The organism is Kitasatospora sp. NPDC088779 (genome assembly GCF_040685395.1).
GTDB lineage: Bacteria > Actinomycetota > Actinomycetes > Streptomycetales > Streptomycetaceae > Kitasatospora.
On the sequence record NZ_JBFBHW010000013.1, the window covers coordinates 38,725 to 55,465 of the forward strand.

Consider the following 16,741-nt stretch of genomic DNA (forward strand, 5'->3'; position numbering starts at 1 on the left):
CAGCAGGCGGTACCGGGCCCTCGTGCGTGCCGGGGTCAGCGGGCGGCGGCCGCGTCCCGCCGCTGCTTGACCAGGCCGGCGGCGCTCAGCAGCGCGACCAGTACCCCGGCCGCGTACAGCTGCTGCCGGTTGCCCTCGGTGGTGGTCATCAGGGCGAGGATGCCGGTGACGGCGGCCATCGCGATCCAGGTCAGGTACGGGTAGCCCCACATCTTCACGGTGAGCAGTTCGGGCGCCTCGCGCTCCAGCCGGCGGCGCATCCGCAGCTGGACCAGGCAGATGAACAGCCAGACGACCAGGATGGCCACGCCGGTGGTGTTCATCAGCCAGGTGAAGACGGTCTCCGGCCAGAACTTGGCGGCCAGCACGGCGCCGAAGCCGAACAGGCAGGAGGCCAGCACGGCCCGGCGCGGCACCCCGCCGGAGATCTTGGCCAGCGCCCGGGGGCCCTGGCCGCGGCCGACCAGCGAGTACGCCATCCGGGAGGCGCCGTAGATGTTGGCGTTCATCGCGGAGAGCAGCGCGATCAGCACCACCACCTCCATGATCGTCCCGGCGCCGGTCACCCCGAGGTGCCGCAGCACGGTGACGTACGGGCCGTCGGTGACCACCGCCGGGTCCTTCCAGGAGACCAGGGTGACGACCAGGGCCATCGAGCCGATGTAGAAGATCGCGATCCGCCACACCGCCGTGCGCACCGCGTTGGCGACGTTCTTGCGGGGGTCGTCGGACTCGGCGGCGGCGATGGTGACGGTCTCCAGCCCGCCGTAGGCGAAGACCGAGGCGAGCAGGCCGACGATCAGCCCGCTGACCCCGGTGGGCAGGAAGCCGCCCTGGCCGGTCAGGTTGGTCGCGCCGGGGGCGCCGGGGCCGATCACCCCGGCGATGCCGAGCCCGCCGAGGACCAGGAAGGCGACGATCGCGGCGACCTTGATGGTGGCGAACCAGAACTCGAACTCGCCGAAGTTCTTCACCGCGGTCAGGTTGCTGGCGCAGAAGAAGACCATGAACAGGCCGACCCAGACCCAGGAGGAGACGCCCGGCACCCAGCCGTTGACGATCTTCCCGGCGGCGGTGGCCTCGGCGGCGACGCCGCAGCACAGCATCACCCAGTACATCCAGCCGGCCGTGATCCCGGCCCAGGGGCCGATCTCCTTCTCGGCGTGCACCGAGAACGACCCGGAGGCGGGGCGGGCGGCCGACATCTCGCCGAGCATCCGCATGATCAGCATGACCAGCAGGCCGGAGAGGGTGAACGCCAGGATGATCGCCGGACCGGCGGCGGCGATACCGGCGCCGGAGCCGACGAACAGGCCCGCGCCGATCACCCCGCCCAGCGCGATCATCGACAGGTGGCGCTGCTTGAGGCCGTGCGCGAGCTGCTGGCCGGTGGCCGGGGCACCGTCGGCGTCGGTGGTCCCGGACGCCTTGGGCGCGGAGGTGGGGGCCATAGGGCTGGATCCAGACTGTGCGGAATGCGGCATGAGCTGTCCAATATCCGGTGACACCTCTGTTCATGCCAAGAACGGGGACCCCGGGCCCACCATGCGGACCACGCGGTGACGGAACGGGTCCGACCGGTGACACGGCGTCGGTACGGGCCGGAATGGGCCGGTTCCGACAACGGTCGAGGGCGGGGCTTTGTCCGAAACCGTGGCGGTGGCGTAGTGGATCACCACGTAGGTTCACAGGTGTTCACTCACCTGAGCACCCCACAGGAGACCCCCGATGGCCACTGCCACCACCCCGATACCGCGCCGCGCCGTCCTCGCCGACCTGCTGCCCGCCGCCACCACCCGCCTCGGCGCCCAGGCCCGCGACCTGGCCCTGGTGGCCGGCGGCGCCGCCCTGACCGGCGTGGCCGCCCAGCTGTCGGTGAACATCCCCGGCTCGCCGGTGCCCGTCACCGGCCAGACCTTCGCCGCCCTGCTGGTCGGCACCGCGCTCGGCGCCCGCCGCGGCGTCGCCTCGCTCGCCCTCTACCTGCTGGCCGGCCTGGCGGGGATGCCCTGGTTCGCCGAGGGCACCTCCGGCTGGACGATGCCCTCGCTCGGCTACGTGCTCGGCTTCGTCCTGGCGGCCGGCCTGACCGGCGAGCTGGCCCGCCGCGGCGCCGACCGGACCCCGGTGAACACCGCCGTCACCATGGTCCTCGGCAGCCTCGCCATCTACGCGGTCGGCGTCCCGTACCTGGCCCTGTCGCTGCACGTCCCGCTCGCCCGGGCGGCCGAGCTCGGCCTCTACCCGTACCTGGTCGGCGACGCGCTGAAGGCCGTCCTCGCCGCCGGGGCCCTGCCGCTGGTCTGGAAGCTCGCCGCGAAGCGGTGAGCCCCCTGCCGGGCCCGGGCGCACGCGCATGCCACACTCATGGCATGCGCGTGTACCTGGGCTCAGACCATGCCGGATACGAACTGAAGAACCACCTCGTGGAGTGGCTCAAGGAGGCCGGCCACGAGCCGGTCGACTGCGGGCCGCACATCTACGACGCCGAGGACGACTACCCGCCGTTCTGCCTGCGCGCCGCCGAGCGCACCGCCGCCGACCCGGAGGCGCTGGGCGTCGTCATCGGCGGCTCGGGCAACGGTGAGGCGATCGCCGCCAACAAGGTCAAGGGCGTGCGGGCGGCGCTGGCCTGGAGCGAGCAGACCGCCGGGCTCGGCCGCGAGCACAACAACGCCAACGTGGTCTCCGTCGGCGGCCGCATGCACACGCTGGAGGAGGCCACCAAGTTCGTCGAGGTCTTCCTCAACACCCCCTACAGCGGCGAGCCGCGGCACACCCGCCGGATCGAGATGCTGAGCGAGTACGAGACCACCGGCGAGCTCCCGCCGATCCCGGCCCACCACCCGCAGGGCTGATCCCTCCCCCCGTCCACCCTCCGTCGGTCGGCCGCGTGCTCCACGCGGCCGGCCGCCGCCGTTCCCGGGCCCGTACGGCTGTGTCATCGGCCACAGGGCCGGGCGCGCCGACGCCGGTACGCGTGGGGCGCGTGCGCCGCCCGCGTGGTTCGTACGCCCAACCGGCGCACGCCTCCTGACGCCGTGCCCGCCGTCGCGGCGATCGGCCGAAACCGGCTGACGGACCCGCGCCACGGCACACCCGCTCGCGTCCGGCCCGTCGACGCCGGGCGGTGCCCGTGGATAGGGTCGGGCCCCATGGCTGGCAGACCGCCGGGCGCACCGCCCCAGACGACTGCGACGAGGCCCGGCGCCGCCACGGCGTCCGGACCCGTGACGGCCCGGTTGCGCAGGAGGCTCCGCCGGGTCCGCCGAAGGCTGCGCACGGCCGGTGTGGACTACTTCCGCGGCGGCGCCGCCGACTGGCCGGTGCTCTGCGCGCTCGCCCTGCTCGTCCCGCTGCTGATCCTGCTCAACATCTGGATCCCCGCCTGGGCCCCGCCCACCGCGCTGGTCCTGCCGATCCTGGCCGGCGCGCTGCTGCTGCGCCCCGGCAGCCTGGTGGTGCTGTACGCGCTGGCGGCGCTCGGCCTGTCCGCCGAGTCGGTGATCCACACCGGCCAGCGGGTGGCCAGCGAGAACCCCGAGGCCTACATCTACGGCGTCACCCCGGGCGCGGCCCTGGTGGTCGGCGCCGCCGGGGTGGGCGGCCTGCTGCTGGCCCAGTTCCGGGCCCGGGTCGGCGTGCCCTGGTGGGGCGGCTCGACCATGCTGTTCGACCTGCGCGAGCGGCTGCGGGTGCAGAGCCGGGTGCCGGAGCTGCCGGACGGCTGGCACGCCGACATGGCGCTGCGCCCGGCCGGCGGGCAGTCCTTCTCCGGGGACTTCGTGGTCGCCGCCCGCACCGGCCCGGGCCAGCGGCTGCTGGAGGTGGTCCTCGCGGACGTCTCCGGCAAGGGCATGGACGCCGGCTCCCGCGCGCTGCTGCTCTCCGGCGCCTTCGGCGGCCTGGTGGGCTCGCTGCCCGCGCACGACTTCCTGCCCGCCGCCAACGGCTACCTGCTGCGCCAGTCCTGGGAGGAGGGCTTCGCGACCGCCGTCCACCTGGTGCTGGACCTGGACACCGGCGAGTACGAGCTGCTGTCGGCCGGGCACCTGCCGGGGATGCAGCGGCTGGCGGGCGCCGGGCGCTGGGAGGTCAAGGAGGCCGAGGGCCCGCTGCTCGGGATCTACGACGGCGCGAAGTTCGACGGCGTGCGCGGCCGGCTGAACCGCGGCGACGTGCTGATGCTGTGCACCGACGGCATGGTCGAGGAGCCGGGCCGGGACCTCTCCGAGGGGATGGACCGGCTGATGGGGGAGGCGGACCGGCTGGTGCCCGGCAGCGGTCCGGGCGCGGGGGCCGGTGCGGCGGCCGCGCTGATCGAGACGGTGGCCCGGGACATCAACGACGACCGCGCGGTCCTGCTGCTCTGGCGCGACTGACGCCCCCTCGGCCCGGCCGTCCGTCGCCGGACGGACCGGCACATGCCGCGGGCACGTGCTGTCAAGCCGGGCAGCCGATCTTCGGCCAAATCGGCCGCCCCTTCGGCTGACCGGACCTGCGGCTTCCGTTACCCGCCCCCGGCCGCCTTCCGGCCGCTCAGCGCCGCCCCGCCGACGATTCGTCAGAACGGCTCCGCTATCGTCCCGGTCGGCGGAAACTCGTCTCGCATCGCAGGATATCGGCGTTGGGCTGACTGTCAGACCTTTACGCAATCGGCACGGTCGACCACACTGAGTCCGGGCGGGACTGTTCAGGATTCGGGGGATGGGGGGCGTCACGTGCGGCACGGCAGACAACGTTCGACCGCGCCGGGCTCCCTCGCCGGTGGTGTGCCGGTCGATCCGCGATTCCGCCTCGGGACCGTCGGACAGGCCGGGGTCCGGCTTCGCAGGTGCCGCCGGGCGGCGGCACCACGCTATGAAACGAGGAAGTGAGTCCGGGTGGCACTCTCCGTCTCCGCGCTGGTCCTGTTCGCAATCCTGTGCATCATCTTCATCCGCAACAAGCAGCTGAAGATCGCGCACGGCATCATCGCCGCCCTGTTCGGCTTCATGCTGCACGAGACCACGGTCGCGGGCTCGATCAACTCCCTGCTGGCGAACCTCGCCCACAGCATCTCGGGCATCACCGGCGGCTGACCCGGCCGGGCCGTCCGCGACCCCCGCGAGGGGATCACCGGCCGGCCCGTCTGGCCTCCCGCCAGCGAGCGAACAGTCCCCGGGGGCGGGCCGCCGCCTGGGCGGGGGCGCGCATCGGCGCGGGTGCCGCGGCACCCGCCGCGGCGGCCTGCCCCGGCGCCGCCGAATCGGCCGTCAACAGCACGAACAGCCGCGCCCAGCACAGTCGTTCGCCCCGCGGCCAGTCCATCGCGCGCAGCGCCGCCGACGCGGCCTCCGACACCTCGCCGTCGACCCGGACCTCGGCGACGTCGTCGCCCGCCTTCCCGCCCAGGAAGAGCTTCACCCCGACCGGCCCCGGCCCGGCCAGCTGCGGCCGCAGCGCGGGCGCGAGCGCCGGCAGCACCCGGTGCTCGGCGAGCCACCCCGCCAGGTGCTCGTTGCCGAAGCCGAACACCGCCGCCGGCCCCTGGACGGCGTGCCAGCCCTGGAGTTCGGCGTGGTCCGCGTGGTCGGCGTGCACGCCGCGCCCGTCCGTCAGTTCGACCAGCACCGAGGCGGTGGTGGTCGCCCACATCTTCACCGCGTTGGCGAGCTTCTCCTCCTCGGTCTTGCCGAGGCCGGCCGCGCAGTCCCACACCACCGGGGCGTCCGCCCGGCCCAGGTGCAGCACGTAGCCGAGGTCGACGTGGCCGGCGCCGTCGTCCCCGGGGTGCTCGCGCACCGCCACCGCCGTCGTCCCCGGGCCGCGCACCACCTCGCCGTCGGCGGTGAACTCCTGCCCGAGGCGTGCCATCTCCCGGACGACACAGCGCTGTATGACGGCCAGCCGCTCCTGGGGACGCACCGGGACTCCTCCACCTCGGAGCGCGGCGGGTGAGCTCCCGCTCGAACTGCGCTCGAACGCCGCCGAGGCTATCGGCCCGGCAGCCAGGCGGGAAACCGTCCGGTCTCCCCGGTTCTCCAGTCGCGGAAATGTCTGGAATGCACCACTTTGGGAAGCGGAACCGCCCTGTGGCCGCCGGCCGGGGCCCTGCCGCCCGCCTGGAGAGCCCGCATGACCCGCACCGCCCCGACGAGGCCGTCATCGCTCCCGACGGCCCCTCCGGCCCCCCTTCCGCCCCTTCTGGCGGGCCCGGACGGCTCCGGCCTGGCCGCCGAGATCGAGGCCTACCTCGCCTCGCTGCCCGCCCCCGCGCGCCACCCGGTGCCGCACGTCTGCCCCCACGGCACCACCGTGCGGCCGTGGTGCGCCGGCCACCCGGAGCCCCGGGCCACCCTGCTCGACCGGGCGCTGCGCCGCCCGGCCCGCCCGGTGCCGGTCAGCGCCGCCGACCACCTGCGACTCGCCTCCCGCTACATCGGCGCCCACGGCTGGCTGCAGGGCGCGATGTGGGACGCGCGCGGACGGGTCTGCCTGCTCGGCGCCCAGGCCGCCGTCCTCGCGCACGGCTACGGCACCCCGGCCACCGTGCGCACCGCCCGGGTCCAGCTGATGGAGGTGCTGCACGCGACCGGCCGCCCGGCGCGCTCCCCGGACGAGTACAACGACCGCCCCGCCACCCGGGAGGCCGACGTCCACCGGCTGCTCGACCGGGCCGCCGCCCGGGCCGCCCGGCTCGGACTCTGAACCGGCCCTCCCGGCCTCCGCCCCCGGACGCCGGGCTCGCGGGGCCGCCGGGCCGCCCGGAAACGCCAACGGCCCCGGTGCGTGGAGACGCACCGGGGCCGGGCCGATGAGCGGGCGACGAGAATCGAACTCGCGTGACTAGTTTGGAAGACTAGGGCTCTACCATTGAGCTACGCCCGCGCGATCCCCCGGTCGTTGCCGGCCGGAAGTTCGGGGGACAGCGTACCCGGTCCGGCCGCTTCCGCGCACACCGGATTCTGCGCGCGCTCCCTCGGACCGCCCCCGAATATGTCGGCGAGCCGCCAGGGCCCGACGTGTACGCTTCCTCTCGGCACCACGGGGTGTGGCGCAGTTTGGTAGCGCGTCCGCTTTGGGAGCGGAAGGCCGTCGGTTCGAATCCGGTCACCCCGACAGTGCGGCAGGGTCTCGTCCACCGTGGCGGGGCCCTGTTCTGTTCGGGCCCGATGGTGGCGCCTGGCGTCCGCCTTTCGTGGTACCGGTAGGATGGGGCGCTGGCGGTAGTCCCTGCGGTCTCAACCCAGGTCAACCGCACGAGGGCGAGGAGTCACTCTCACCGTCCACCCCCCACGGGAGATGCAGCTCCAACCCTTCATCGCCCGTCTCGCCCGACCCACTCGTACGGCCTCGGCCGGCGACCGGGAACGGCGGAGGCAACCTGACCGCAAGCCCATAGGAGACCTAACCGTGAAGAGCGCCGTCGAGACTCTGAACCCGACCCGGGTTCGACTCACCGTCGAGGTGCCCTTCGAGGAGCTCAAGCCCAGCCTCGACGCGGCGTACAAGAAGATCAACCAGCAGGTCACGGTTCCGGGCTTCCGCAAGGGCAAGATCCCGGCTCGCGTCATCGACCAGCGTTTCGGCCGCGGTGCCGTGCTGGAGGAGGCCGTCAACGACGCCCTGCCGCGCTTCTACACGCAGGCCGTCGACGAGGGCAAGATCGAGGTCCTCGGCCAGCCCGACATCACCAACATCGAGGGTGTCGAGAAGATCGCCGATGGCGGTGACCTGAAGTTCACCGCAGAGGTGGACATCCGTCCGGAGATCACCCTTCCGGACTTCGCCTCCATCGAGGTGACCGTCGACCCGATCGTCGTCTCCGACGAGGACATCGAGAAGTCCCTGGAGCAGCTGCGCGAGCGCTTCTCCTCGGTCAAGGACGTCGAGCGCGCCGCGGCCGCCGGCGACATCGTGGTCGTGGACCTGATCGCCAAGGTCGACGGCGAGGTGCCGGAGGACGGCACCGCCAACGGCGTCAGCTACGAGATCGGCTCGGGCCGCCTGATCGACGGCATCGACGACGCCGTGACCGGCCTGGAGGCCGGTGGCACCGCCACCTTCTCCACCGAGCTCAAGGGTGGCACCCAGGCGGGCCAGACCTCCGAGGTCACCGTCACCGTCACCGCCGTCCAGGAGAAGGAGCTGCCCGAGCTGGACGACGAGTTCGCCCAGCTGGCCAGCGAGTTCGACACCCTGGAGGCCCTGCGCGACGACTCCCGCAAGCGCCTGGAGCGCATGAAGGAGTACGACCAGGCCACCCAGGCCCAGGAGAAGGTGCTGGACGCCCTGCTCGGCCTGGTCGAGATCGAGTTCCCGGAGAAGCTCCTCAAGGACGAGGTCGAGACCCGCAAGCACAACCTGGAGCACCACCAGCTCCAGCCGATGGGCCTCGACATCGACAGCTACCTGGAGACCCAGGGCAAGACCCGCGAGGAGTGGGACGCCGAGATCGAGGAGCAGGCGAAGAAGGGCATCAAGACCCAGTTCGTCCTGGACCAGATCGTCGCCGACGAAGAGCTGGGTGTTAACCAGGAGGAGCTGACCGAGCACCTCATCCGCCGCGCCGCCGGCTCGGGTCTCACCCCGGACCAGTTCGCGCAGCAGGTCGTCCAGGGTGGCCAGGTGCCGCTGCTGGTCGGCGAGGTCGCCCGCGGCAAGGCGCTGGCCACCGTGGTCGAGGCCGCCAAGGTCGTCGACACCGAGGGCAACGAGGTCAACTTCGACGACGAGGACGAGACGGCCGAGACCGTCGAGGCCCCGGCCGCCGAGGAGACCGCCGCCGAGGAGAAGACCGAGGCCTGAGTGCCCCGGTAGCCCCTGAGGTCTGCGACGGGCCCGGACGCCGTACGGTGTCCGGGCCCGTCGTCGTCCCCCGGGGCGGGCCCGACCCTGCGCTCACAGCGAACAGTTCTGCGTGAGGGATTCTGCGGCCCGGCCTGCGCGTTAGGGTCCTTGGACAGCACCAATCACACCGTGATACCCGGAAGCTGTGCGACATCGTGACGGCCGTGGAGCGACCGTCCAAATCGACTGAGCAGGTGGCTAAGTGACGTTCCCGCAGATGCAGATGCCTGGCCCGATGGCGCCGCACGCCGCCTCTGGTGACGTGCTCGGCGGCCTGGGCGACCAGGTGTACAACCGGCTGCTCAACGAGCGGATCATCTTCCTCGGCCAGCAGGTCGACGACGACATCGCCAACAAGATCACCGCCCAGCTGCTGCTGCTGGCCGCGGACCCGGAAAAGGACATCTTCCTTTACATCAACTCCCCGGGCGGTTCGATCTCGGCGGGCATGGCGATCTACGACACCATGCAGTACATCAAGAACGACGTCGTCACCATCGCGATGGGCATGGCGGCCTCGATGGGCCAGTTCCTGCTGACCGCCGGCGCCAAGGGCAAGCGCTTCTCGCTGCCGAACGCCAACATCCTGATGCACCAGCCCTCCGCCGGCCTCGGCGGCTCCGCCACCGACATCCGCATCCAGGCCGAGCAGCTGCTGCGCACCAAGAAGCGGATGTCCGAGCTGATCGCCTTCCACAGCGGCCAGTCCTTCGAGCAGATCACCAGGGACTCCGACCGCGACCGTTGGTTCACGCCGGAGGAGGCCCTGGAGTACGGCCTGATCGACGCGATCATGCACAGCGCCGCGGACGTCCCCGGCGGCGGCGGCACGGGCGCCTGAGCCTCGGCCCGGCCCACGAGACCACAGCCACAACGCCCCGGAGGACAAGAACCCCCATGAACATCCCCAGCCTGTCGGCCGCCCAGGCCCGCGTCGAGGACATGCGCGCCGAGGGTCGCTACATCGTCCCGCGCTTCGTCGAGCGCACCACGCAGGGCATCCGCGAGTACGACCCGTACGCCAAGCTGTTCGAGGAGCGCATCATCTTCCTCGGCTCGCAGGTCGACGACGTCTCGGCGAACGACATCATGGCGCAGCTGCTGTGCCTGGAGTCGATGGACCCGGACCGCGAGATCCAGATGTACATCAACTCGCCCGGCGGCTCGTTCACGGCCCTGACGGCCATCTACGACACCATGCAGTACGTGAAGCCGGACATCACCACGGTCTGCATGGGCCAGGCGGCCTCCGCCGCGGCCGTGCTGCTCGCGGCCGGCACCCCCGGCAAGCGGATGGCGCTGCCGAACGCCCGCATCCTGATCCACCAGCCGTACACCGAGACGGGCCGCGGCCAGGTGTCCGACCTGGAGATCCAGGCCAAGGAGATCTTCCGGATGCGCGAGCAGCTGGAGCAGATGCTCTCCAAGCACTCCAACAAGCCGGTGGAGCAGGTGCGCGAGGACATCGAGCGCGACAAGATCCTCACCGCCGAGGAGGCCTTGGAGTACGGCCTCGTCGACCAGATCATCTCCACCCGCAAGACCTCGCTGACCTCCTGAGGCCGGCACCCTCCGAGGCGGGGCGCGCATCCTGCGTGCGCGCCCCGCTCCGGTTCGTCGGCGGCCTCCGCAACGGCATCTGTTCGGTATCAATTCGCCCAGGGCGTAGGGCAGACCCGGCGAAGAGGACGGAATCAGGGGCCCGGCAGAGTACCGTCGGATAGCGAGACCGATCGCCGTCGGCGTTGACGGTCCACAGCACCAGGCCCCGGAACCCCTGCGGGGCCCCTGGCGAAGGGGAAGCACCTCGTGGCACGCATCGGAGACGGTGGCGACCTGCTCAAGTGCTCGTTCTGCGGCAAGTCGCAGAAGCAGGTGAAGAAGCTGATCGCCGGCCCAGGCGTGTACATCTGCGACGAGTGCATCGACCTGTGCAACGAGATCATCGAGGAGGAACTCGCCGAGACCTCCGAGGTGCGCTTCGAGGAGTTGCCGAAGCCGCGGGAGATCTACGAGTTCCTGGACCAGTATGTGGTCGGCCAGGACCTCGCCAAGAAGGCGCTGTCGGTGGCGGTCTACAACCACTACAAGCGCGTCCAGGCCGGCGAGGCGGGCCGCAGCGGCGGCAACGGCCGCGAGGACGCCATCGAGCTGGCCAAGTCCAACATCCTGCTGCTGGGCCCCACCGGCTCCGGCAAGACGCTGCTGGCGCAGACCCTGGCCCGGATGCTCAACGTGCCGTTCGCGATCGCGGACGCCACCGCGCTGACCGAGGCCGGGTACGTCGGCGAGGACGTCGAGAACATCCTGCTCAAGCTGATCCAGGCGGCCGACTACGACGTCAAGAAGGCCGAGACCGGGATCATCTACATCGACGAGATCGACAAGGTCGCGCGCAAGAGCGAGAACCCGTCGATCACCCGGGACGTCTCCGGCGAGGGCGTGCAGCAGGCGCTGCTGAAGATCCTGGAGGGCACCACCGCCTCGGTGCCGCCGCAGGGCGGGCGCAAGCACCCGCACCAGGAGTTCATCCAGATCGACACCACCAACGTGCTGTTCATCGTCGGCGGCGCGTTCGCCGGCCTGGAGCGGATCATCGAGGGCCGGGCCGGCGCCAAGGGCATCGGCTTCGGCGCCAACATCCGCTCCAAGCGGGAGTCGGACGCCAGCGACCACTTCCGCCAGGTGATGCCCGAGGACCTGGTGAAGTTCGGCATGATCCCCGAGTTCATCGGCCGGCTGCCGGTGATCACCAGCGTGCACAACCTGGACCGCGAGGCGCTCCTGCAGATCCTCACCGAGCCGAAGAACGCGCTGGTCAAGCAGTACCGCAAGCTCTTCGAACTGGACGGCGTGGAGCTGGAGTTCTCCCGGGACGCGCTGGAGGCGATCGCTGACCAGGCGATCCTGCGCGGCACCGGCGCGCGCGGCCTGCGGGCCATCATGGAGGAGGTGCTGATGTCCGTGATGTACGAGGTGCCCTCGCGTCAGGACGTCGCCCGCGTGGTGGTCACCGGGGACGTGGTCTCCAAGCACGCCATCCCCACCCTCGTCCCGCGCGACATGATCAAGCGCGAGCGGCGCGAGAAGAGCGCCTGACCCGCGCCCGCCGTATCCGAAAGGGCCCCGCACCGACCGGTGCGGGGCCCTTCGGCGTTTCCCGGTGCCCGGAGGGTCACCGGCGGTTCCCGGTGGACTACTTGGGGACCTCGGCGACCGCGCGCAGGTCGCGGGTGTCGGCGGCGAGCTTGTCCAGGTCCGGCTTGGCGCTCGGGTCGGCCACCGTCATGACCATCACCAGGCCGCTGCTGTCGGCCCAGGAGCAGATGCCCATCGTGGTCCCGGCCTCGCTCTCGCCGCCGACGACCGCGGCGCACTCCATCGCGCCGCCCTTGGGGCCGGCGTCCACCACGTGCCGGTCGCTGAGCTTGCGACCGGTGGACGCCATGCCCTGGAACGCCTGGTCCAGTTCCTGCTTCGGCGCCAGGACCTTGCCGTAGCCCCCGAACACGACCAGCTGAGGCTCCGACTGCGCGTTCTGGTAGAGGGCGCCCACCCCGGTGGGGTTCCAGTTGCCGTCGCCCTTGCCGAAGCTGGAGGTGAGCCCCTTCTCCAGGGTGTCGGCGACCTGGGGGTCGTCGCTCTGGCGCAGGTCCTTGAACGTGGCCGGCAGGACGATCTTCTGGGTGCCCGCGTTGCTGGCGACGTCGTAGACGAAGTAGGCGAGCGTGCCGCCGCCCAGCAGGACGAAGGCGCCGACGACGCCGAGCACGGTCCAGAGCGTCTTGCGGGACTTGCGCGGCGGCGGTACCGGCGGGTAGGCGCCGTACCCCGGGTAGGCACCCGGCTCGCCGACCGGCGGGTAGCCGGGCGGCGGGCTCTGCGGCGGGATGCCGCCGTAGCCCGGCGGGGCCGGCGGGGGCGGCGGTGCGTCGTGTCCCGGCTGCGGCGGGGGGCCGTAGGGGTTCTGCTCGGTCACGCGAGGCCTCTCTGATGGCGATGCCCGGGTGCCGCCCGGCGCGGCCGGTGGCGGCGGGGACGTGGTGCTGACGTGTGGTGACGCGGCGGGGCGGTGCCCGGTTACTTGGCGACGACCATGGCGTCGCGGATCGCCCGGGTCCTGTCCGCGGCCTGGGCCGGGGTGAGGCCCTGGCCGCCGCCGGTCAGGCTGATCTTGCTGAAGGTGATCCGGCCGGTGGTGGACTTGTCCGCCCACACGCAGACGGTGGGCCCGGCCTTGCCCGCGATGACGCCGGCCACGCCGCAGGCGAGCTTCGCCGAGGAGCTGTGGCCGTCCTGCGCCGGGAAGTCCGTCAGCGGCGTGGTCCAGGTCAGCCCGCCGGTGTCCTTCTTCGAGTCGTCGATGATCTGGCCGGGGTCGTTGAGCTCCCCGTAGACGCCGACCACGGAGAGCGTGTCGAGGGCGTCGGAGCCCTTGCTGTAGCTGGCCGCCAGCACGCTGAGGTTCTTGCCGAACTTCGCCGCCTCGGGCTTGGCCGGGTCGACGGCCTCCTCCTTGGCGGACTTCTGGGTGTAGCCGTCCGGCAGCGACTGCGGCGCGGAGATCTTGTACTGGCCGCCCTGGTCGTCGCCGAGGAACTTCCACGCGGCGAAGCCGCCGCCGCCCAGCACCAGCGCGCCCACGACCAGGCCGACCACCAGGCCGGTCCGGCCCTTCTTCGGCGGCGGCGGGTAGCCCGGCTGGCCGTACGGGGCCTGCGGCGGGTAGCCGTACGGGGGCTGCGGGGCGCCGTACGGCTGCTGCGGGGCACCGTAGGGCGGCTGGGGAGCGCCGTAGGGCTGGCCGTCCTGCGGCGGGTAGCCGTACTGGGGCGGCTGCTGCGGGGCGCCGTAGGGCGGCGGTGGCTGCGGCGGGCCGTACGGGGGCTGGCCCCCGTACTGCTGAGGCTGTCCCTGCGGTTGTCCCTGCGGATACTGCTGGCCCTGGCCGTACATCTGCGTCCGTGCTCCCCCGCCGCACCCGCGGCCTGTCGTCGTGTCGTCCCGGGGTCCGTGCGGACACCGGACGAGTGCCCGGGAACGGTACCGTACGGTGTCCGCCACCGAGCCGATCGGGCGGGTCGCGTCCGCGCGGCGAAAGCGGTTCGTAACACGTGCCCGCGGTTACGTAAACTGTGCGTCGTGACCGACACGACGAACCAGCACCCCGTGAGCACCTTTGCCGGGGACGAAGCAGCAACTCTCCCGACGACCTACACCCCCGCGGACGTAGAGGGCGAGCTGTACGAGCGCTGGGTAGAGCGTGGCTACTTCACCGCGGACGCCAAGAGCGACAAGCCCCCGTTCACCATCGTCATCCCCCCGCCGAACGTGACCGGGGCCCTGCACCTGGGCCACGCCTTCCAGCACACGCTGATGGACGCCCTGACCCGCCGCAAGCGGATGCAGGGCTTCGAGACGCTCTGGCTGCCGGGCATGGACCACGCGGGCATCGCCACCCAGAACAAGGTGGAGCAGCAGCTCGCCGAGTCGGGCCTGTCCCGCCACGACCTGGGCCGCGAGGCCTTCGTCGAGAAGGTCTGGGAGTGGAAGGAGAACTACGGCGGCCGGATCCTCGGCCAGATGCGCCGCCTGGGCGACGGCGTGGACTGGTCGCGCGAGCGCTTCACCATGGACGAGGGGCTCTCGCAGGCCGTTCAGACCATCTTCAAGCGCCTCTTCGACGACGGCCTGATCTACCGGGCCGAGCGCATCATCAACTGGTGCCCGCGCTGCCTCACGGCCCTGTCCGACATCGAGGTGGAGCACGAGGAGGTCCCCGGCGAGCTGGTCTCGATCCGCTACGGCGAGGGCGAGGACTCGATCGTCGTCGCCACGACCCGGGCCGAGACGATGCTGGGCGACACCGCCGTGGCCGTCCACCCGGACGACGAGCGGTACCGGCACCTGGTCGGCCGGACCATCAAGCTGCCGCTGACCGACCGTGAGATCCCGGTCGTCGCGGACGAGCACGTCGACCCGGAGTTCGGCACCGGCGCCGTCAAGGTGACGCCCGCGCACGACCCCAACGACTTCGCGATCGGACAGCGCCACAACCTGCCCAACCTGAGCATCATGGACGAGCGCGGTGCGATCACCGTGCACGGCCCCTTCCTCGGCCTGGACCGGCTGGAGGCCCGCTCGGCCGTGGTCGGCGCGCTGCGCGAGCAGGGCCGGATCGTCGCGGAGAAGCGCCCGTACATGCACTCGGTCGGCCACTGCTCGCGCTGCCACACCGTGGTCGAGCCGCGGCTGTCGCTCCAGTGGTGGGTCAAGGTCGAGCCGCTGGCGAAGGCCGCCGGCGACGCCGTGCGCGACGGCAAGGTGGAGATCCACCCGAAGGAGCTGGAGCGCCGCTACTTCGACTGGGTCGACAACATGTACGACTGGTGCATCTCGCGCCAGCTGTGGTGGGGCCACCGGATCCCGGTCTGGTACGGCCCGGACGGCGAGGTCGTCTGCGTCGGCCCGGACGAGCAGCCGCCCACCGGCGAGGGCTGGCACCAGGACCCGGACGTCCTGGACACCTGGTTCTCCTCCGGCCTGTGGCCGTTCTCGACGCTCGGCTGGCCGGAGCGGACCCCGGAGCTCGAGAAGTTCTACCCGACCGACGTCCTGGTCACCGGCCACGACATCATCTTCTTCTGGGTCGCCCGGATGATGATGTTCGGCCTGTACGCGATGGACGGCGAGGCGCCGTTCAAGACCGTCGCCCTGACCGGTCTGGTCCGCGACGAGTTCGGCAAGAAGATGTCGAAGTCCTCGGGCACCGCCGTGGACCCGCTGGACTGGATGGACGCCTACGGCGCCGACGCCGTCCGCTTCACCCTGGCCCGCGGCGCCAACCCGGGCGCCGACGTGCCGATCGGCGAGGACTGGGTCAAGGGCTCGCGCAACTTCTGCAACAAGATCTGGAACGCGACCCGCTTCGCGCTGATGAACGGTGCCACCGTCGAGGGCCCGCTGCCCGCGCCGGAGCAGCTCACCGCGGTGGACCGCTGGATCCTGTCGCGGCTGAACGCCACCATCGCCGAGGTGGACGCGCTCTACGACGGCTACGAGTTCGCCAAGGCCTCGGACGCGCTCTACCACTTCGCGTGGGACGAGGTCTTCGACTGGTACGTCGAGCTCTCCAAGACCACCCTGGCCAAGGGCGGCCCGCAGGCCGACGCCGCGCGCCGGGTGCTCGGCGAGGTCCTGGACACCACGCTGCGGCTGCTGCACCCGGTGGTCCCGTTCGTCACCGAGGCCCTGTGGACGGCGCTGACCGGCGCCGAGTCGCTGGTGGTCGCCGACTGGCCGACGGACGGCGGGTTCCGTGACACCGCCGCCGAGGCCGAGATCGCCACGCTGCAGCAGGTCGTCACCGAGGTCCGCCGGTTCCGTTCGGACCAGGGCCTGCAGCCCGCGCAGCGCGTCCCGGCGAAGCTGGAGCTGGACGGCACCGTGCTGGCCGTCCACGAGGACGCGATCCGCTCGCTGCTGCGGCTGACCGTCCCCGAGGAGGGCTTCGCGGCCACCGCCTCGCTCCCGGTCGCCGGCGCCACCGTCGCGCTCGACCTCTCCGGCACCATCGACGTCGCGGCGGAGCGCAAGCGCCTCGCCAAGGACCTCGCGGCTGCCGAGAAGGAGAAGGCGCAGACCACGGCCAAGCTCGGCAACGAGGCGTTCCTCGCGAAGGCGCCGGACGAGGTGGTCGCCAAGATCCGGGGCCGTCAGGAGGCCGCCGAGGCCGACATCGCCCGGATCACCGCCCAGCTCGCGGCGCTGCCGCAGGGCTGAGCCCGTACCGGTCCGTGAGGGGCCGCACTCCGCGACGCGCGGGGTGCGGCCCCTCCGGCGTTTCCGGGCGGCTCGGCCGGGCACGGCGGCGGTGTTCTTTTTGCTACGCCTAATAGCCCAGCAACAT

14 protein-coding genes and 2 tRNA genes are annotated in these 16,741 nt (G+C 71.8%); 11 read left to right on the plus strand and 5 right to left on the minus strand.

All coding sequences use genetic code 11. The annotated features are described in order from the left end of the window. Positions 1-35: 35 nt before the first annotated feature. Positions 36-1,346: an amino acid permease gene (locus tag AB0P03_RS14705; RefSeq protein ID WP_363629278.1), complete on the minus strand. Its 1,311-nt coding sequence runs from the start codon at positions 1,344-1,346 to the stop codon at positions 36-38. 382 nt (positions 1,347-1,728) lie between these two features. Here AB0P03_RS14705 and AB0P03_RS14710 point away from each other — a divergent pair, with 382 nt between their 5' ends. The 4 genes from AB0P03_RS14710 (at position 1,729) to AB0P03_RS14725 (ending at position 5,081) form a co-directional block, all read left to right on the plus strand. Beyond that, positions 1,729-2,328, plus strand: a complete 600-nt coding sequence (locus AB0P03_RS14710) for a biotin transporter BioY (protein WP_363586434.1) — start codon at positions 1,729-1,731, stop codon at positions 2,326-2,328. Between the two features lie 44 nt (positions 2,329-2,372). Continuing rightward, positions 2,373-2,858 carry a ribose-5-phosphate isomerase gene (locus AB0P03_RS14715; protein ID WP_063347575.1) on the plus strand — a complete coding sequence of 162 codons (486 nt, stop codon included), beginning with the start codon at positions 2,373-2,375 and terminating at the stop codon, positions 2,856-2,858. A gap of 384 nt (positions 2,859-3,242) precedes the next feature. Then, complete coding sequence (locus tag AB0P03_RS14720) at positions 3,243-4,382, plus strand: PP2C family protein-serine/threonine phosphatase (protein ID WP_350886172.1); 1,140 nt, start codon at positions 3,243-3,245, stop codon at positions 4,380-4,382. Between the two features lie 501 nt (positions 4,383-4,883). Next, a complete protein-coding gene (locus AB0P03_RS14725; RefSeq protein ID WP_063347574.1) occupies positions 4,884-5,081 on the plus strand; it encodes a hypothetical protein in 198 nt (65 codons plus the stop codon). Between the two features lie 34 nt (positions 5,082-5,115). On the opposite strand, the gene AB0P03_RS14730 is transcribed toward AB0P03_RS14725, so the two are convergent. After that, entirely contained in the window at positions 5,116-5,907 is a 792-nt protein-coding gene (locus tag AB0P03_RS14730) for a DUF6348 family protein (RefSeq protein WP_363629180.1), read from the minus strand. 210 nt (positions 5,908-6,117) lie between these two features. Between AB0P03_RS14730 and AB0P03_RS14735 the strand changes: the two genes are divergently transcribed. After that, a complete protein-coding gene (locus tag AB0P03_RS14735) occupies positions 6,118-6,690 on the plus strand; it encodes a hypothetical protein (protein ID WP_363629181.1) in 573 nt (190 codons plus the stop codon). 109 nt (positions 6,691-6,799) lie between these two features. Here the strand turns inward: AB0P03_RS14735 and AB0P03_RS14740 are convergent. Further along, positions 6,800-6,870 (minus strand) — tRNA-Gly (locus tag AB0P03_RS14740). Positions 6,871-7,027: 157 nt separating this feature from the next. Here AB0P03_RS14740 and AB0P03_RS14745 point away from each other — a divergent pair. From AB0P03_RS14745 to clpX, 5 genes are all read left to right on the plus strand, one after another. Continuing rightward, positions 7,028-7,101 (plus strand) — tRNA-Pro (locus tag AB0P03_RS14745). Between the two features lie 294 nt (positions 7,102-7,395). Further along, positions 7,396-8,790, plus strand: a complete 1,395-nt coding sequence (gene tig, locus AB0P03_RS14750) for a trigger factor (RefSeq protein ID WP_350886166.1) — start codon at positions 7,396-7,398, stop codon at positions 8,788-8,790. A gap of 265 nt (positions 8,791-9,055) precedes the next feature. After that, positions 9,056-9,673 (plus strand): ATP-dependent Clp protease proteolytic subunit, encoded by a 618-nt coding sequence (locus AB0P03_RS14755; RefSeq protein ID WP_360211667.1) that lies wholly within the window; start codon positions 9,056-9,058, stop codon positions 9,671-9,673. Positions 9,674-9,729: 56 nt separating this feature from the next. Beyond that, positions 9,730-10,392: an ATP-dependent Clp protease proteolytic subunit gene (locus tag AB0P03_RS14760; RefSeq protein ID WP_350886164.1), complete on the plus strand. Its 663-nt coding sequence runs from the start codon at positions 9,730-9,732 to the stop codon at positions 10,390-10,392. Between the two features lie 249 nt (positions 10,393-10,641). Further along, positions 10,642-11,931: an ATP-dependent Clp protease ATP-binding subunit ClpX gene (gene clpX / locus AB0P03_RS14765; RefSeq protein WP_063347569.1), complete on the plus strand. Its 1,290-nt coding sequence runs from the start codon at positions 10,642-10,644 to the stop codon at positions 11,929-11,931. 97 nt (positions 11,932-12,028) lie between these two features. Here the strand turns inward: clpX and AB0P03_RS14770 are convergent, their stop codons facing one another. Beyond that, positions 12,029-12,811 carry a hypothetical protein gene (locus AB0P03_RS14770; protein WP_363586431.1) on the minus strand — a complete coding sequence of 261 codons (783 nt, stop codon included), beginning with the start codon at positions 12,809-12,811 and terminating at the stop codon, positions 12,029-12,031. A 101-nt stretch (positions 12,812-12,912) separates the two neighbouring features. Beyond that, positions 12,913-13,788 (minus strand): hypothetical protein, encoded by an 876-nt coding sequence (locus AB0P03_RS14775; protein ID WP_363629182.1) that lies wholly within the window; start codon positions 13,786-13,788, stop codon positions 12,913-12,915. Positions 13,789-13,974: 186 nt separating this feature from the next. Between AB0P03_RS14775 and AB0P03_RS14780 the strand changes: the two genes are divergently transcribed. Next, positions 13,975-16,614, plus strand: coding sequence for a valine--tRNA ligase (locus AB0P03_RS14780; RefSeq protein ID WP_363369869.1), 2,640 nt, complete (start codon positions 13,975-13,977; stop codon positions 16,612-16,614). Positions 16,615-16,741: the final 127 nt, after the last annotated feature.

Excerpts from the sequence above, each read along its gene's own strand:
- AB0P03_RS14705 (WP_363629278.1), bottom strand. The coding sequence starts at position 1,346 with ATGATCGCGCTGGGCGGGGTGATCGGCGCGGGCCTGTTCGTCGGCTCC.
- AB0P03_RS14710 (WP_363586434.1), top strand. The coding sequence starts at position 1,729 with ATGGCCACTGCCACCACCCCGATACCGCGCCGCGCCGTCCTCGCCGAC.
- AB0P03_RS14715 (WP_063347575.1), top strand. The coding sequence starts at position 2,373 with ATGCGCGTGTACCTGGGCTCAGACCATGCCGGATACGAACTGAAGAAC.
- AB0P03_RS14735 (WP_363629181.1), top strand. The coding sequence starts at position 6,118 with ATGACCCGCACCGCCCCGACGAGGCCGTCATCGCTCCCGACGGCCCCT.
- AB0P03_RS14755 (WP_360211667.1), top strand. The coding sequence starts at position 9,056 with ATGCCTGGCCCGATGGCGCCGCACGCCGCCTCTGGTGACGTGCTCGGC.
- AB0P03_RS14760 (WP_350886164.1), top strand. The coding sequence starts at position 9,730 with ATGAACATCCCCAGCCTGTCGGCCGCCCAGGCCCGCGTCGAGGACATG.
- AB0P03_RS14775 (WP_363629182.1), bottom strand. The coding sequence starts at position 13,788 with ATGTACGGCCAGGGCCAGCAGTATCCGCAGGGACAACCGCAGGGACAG.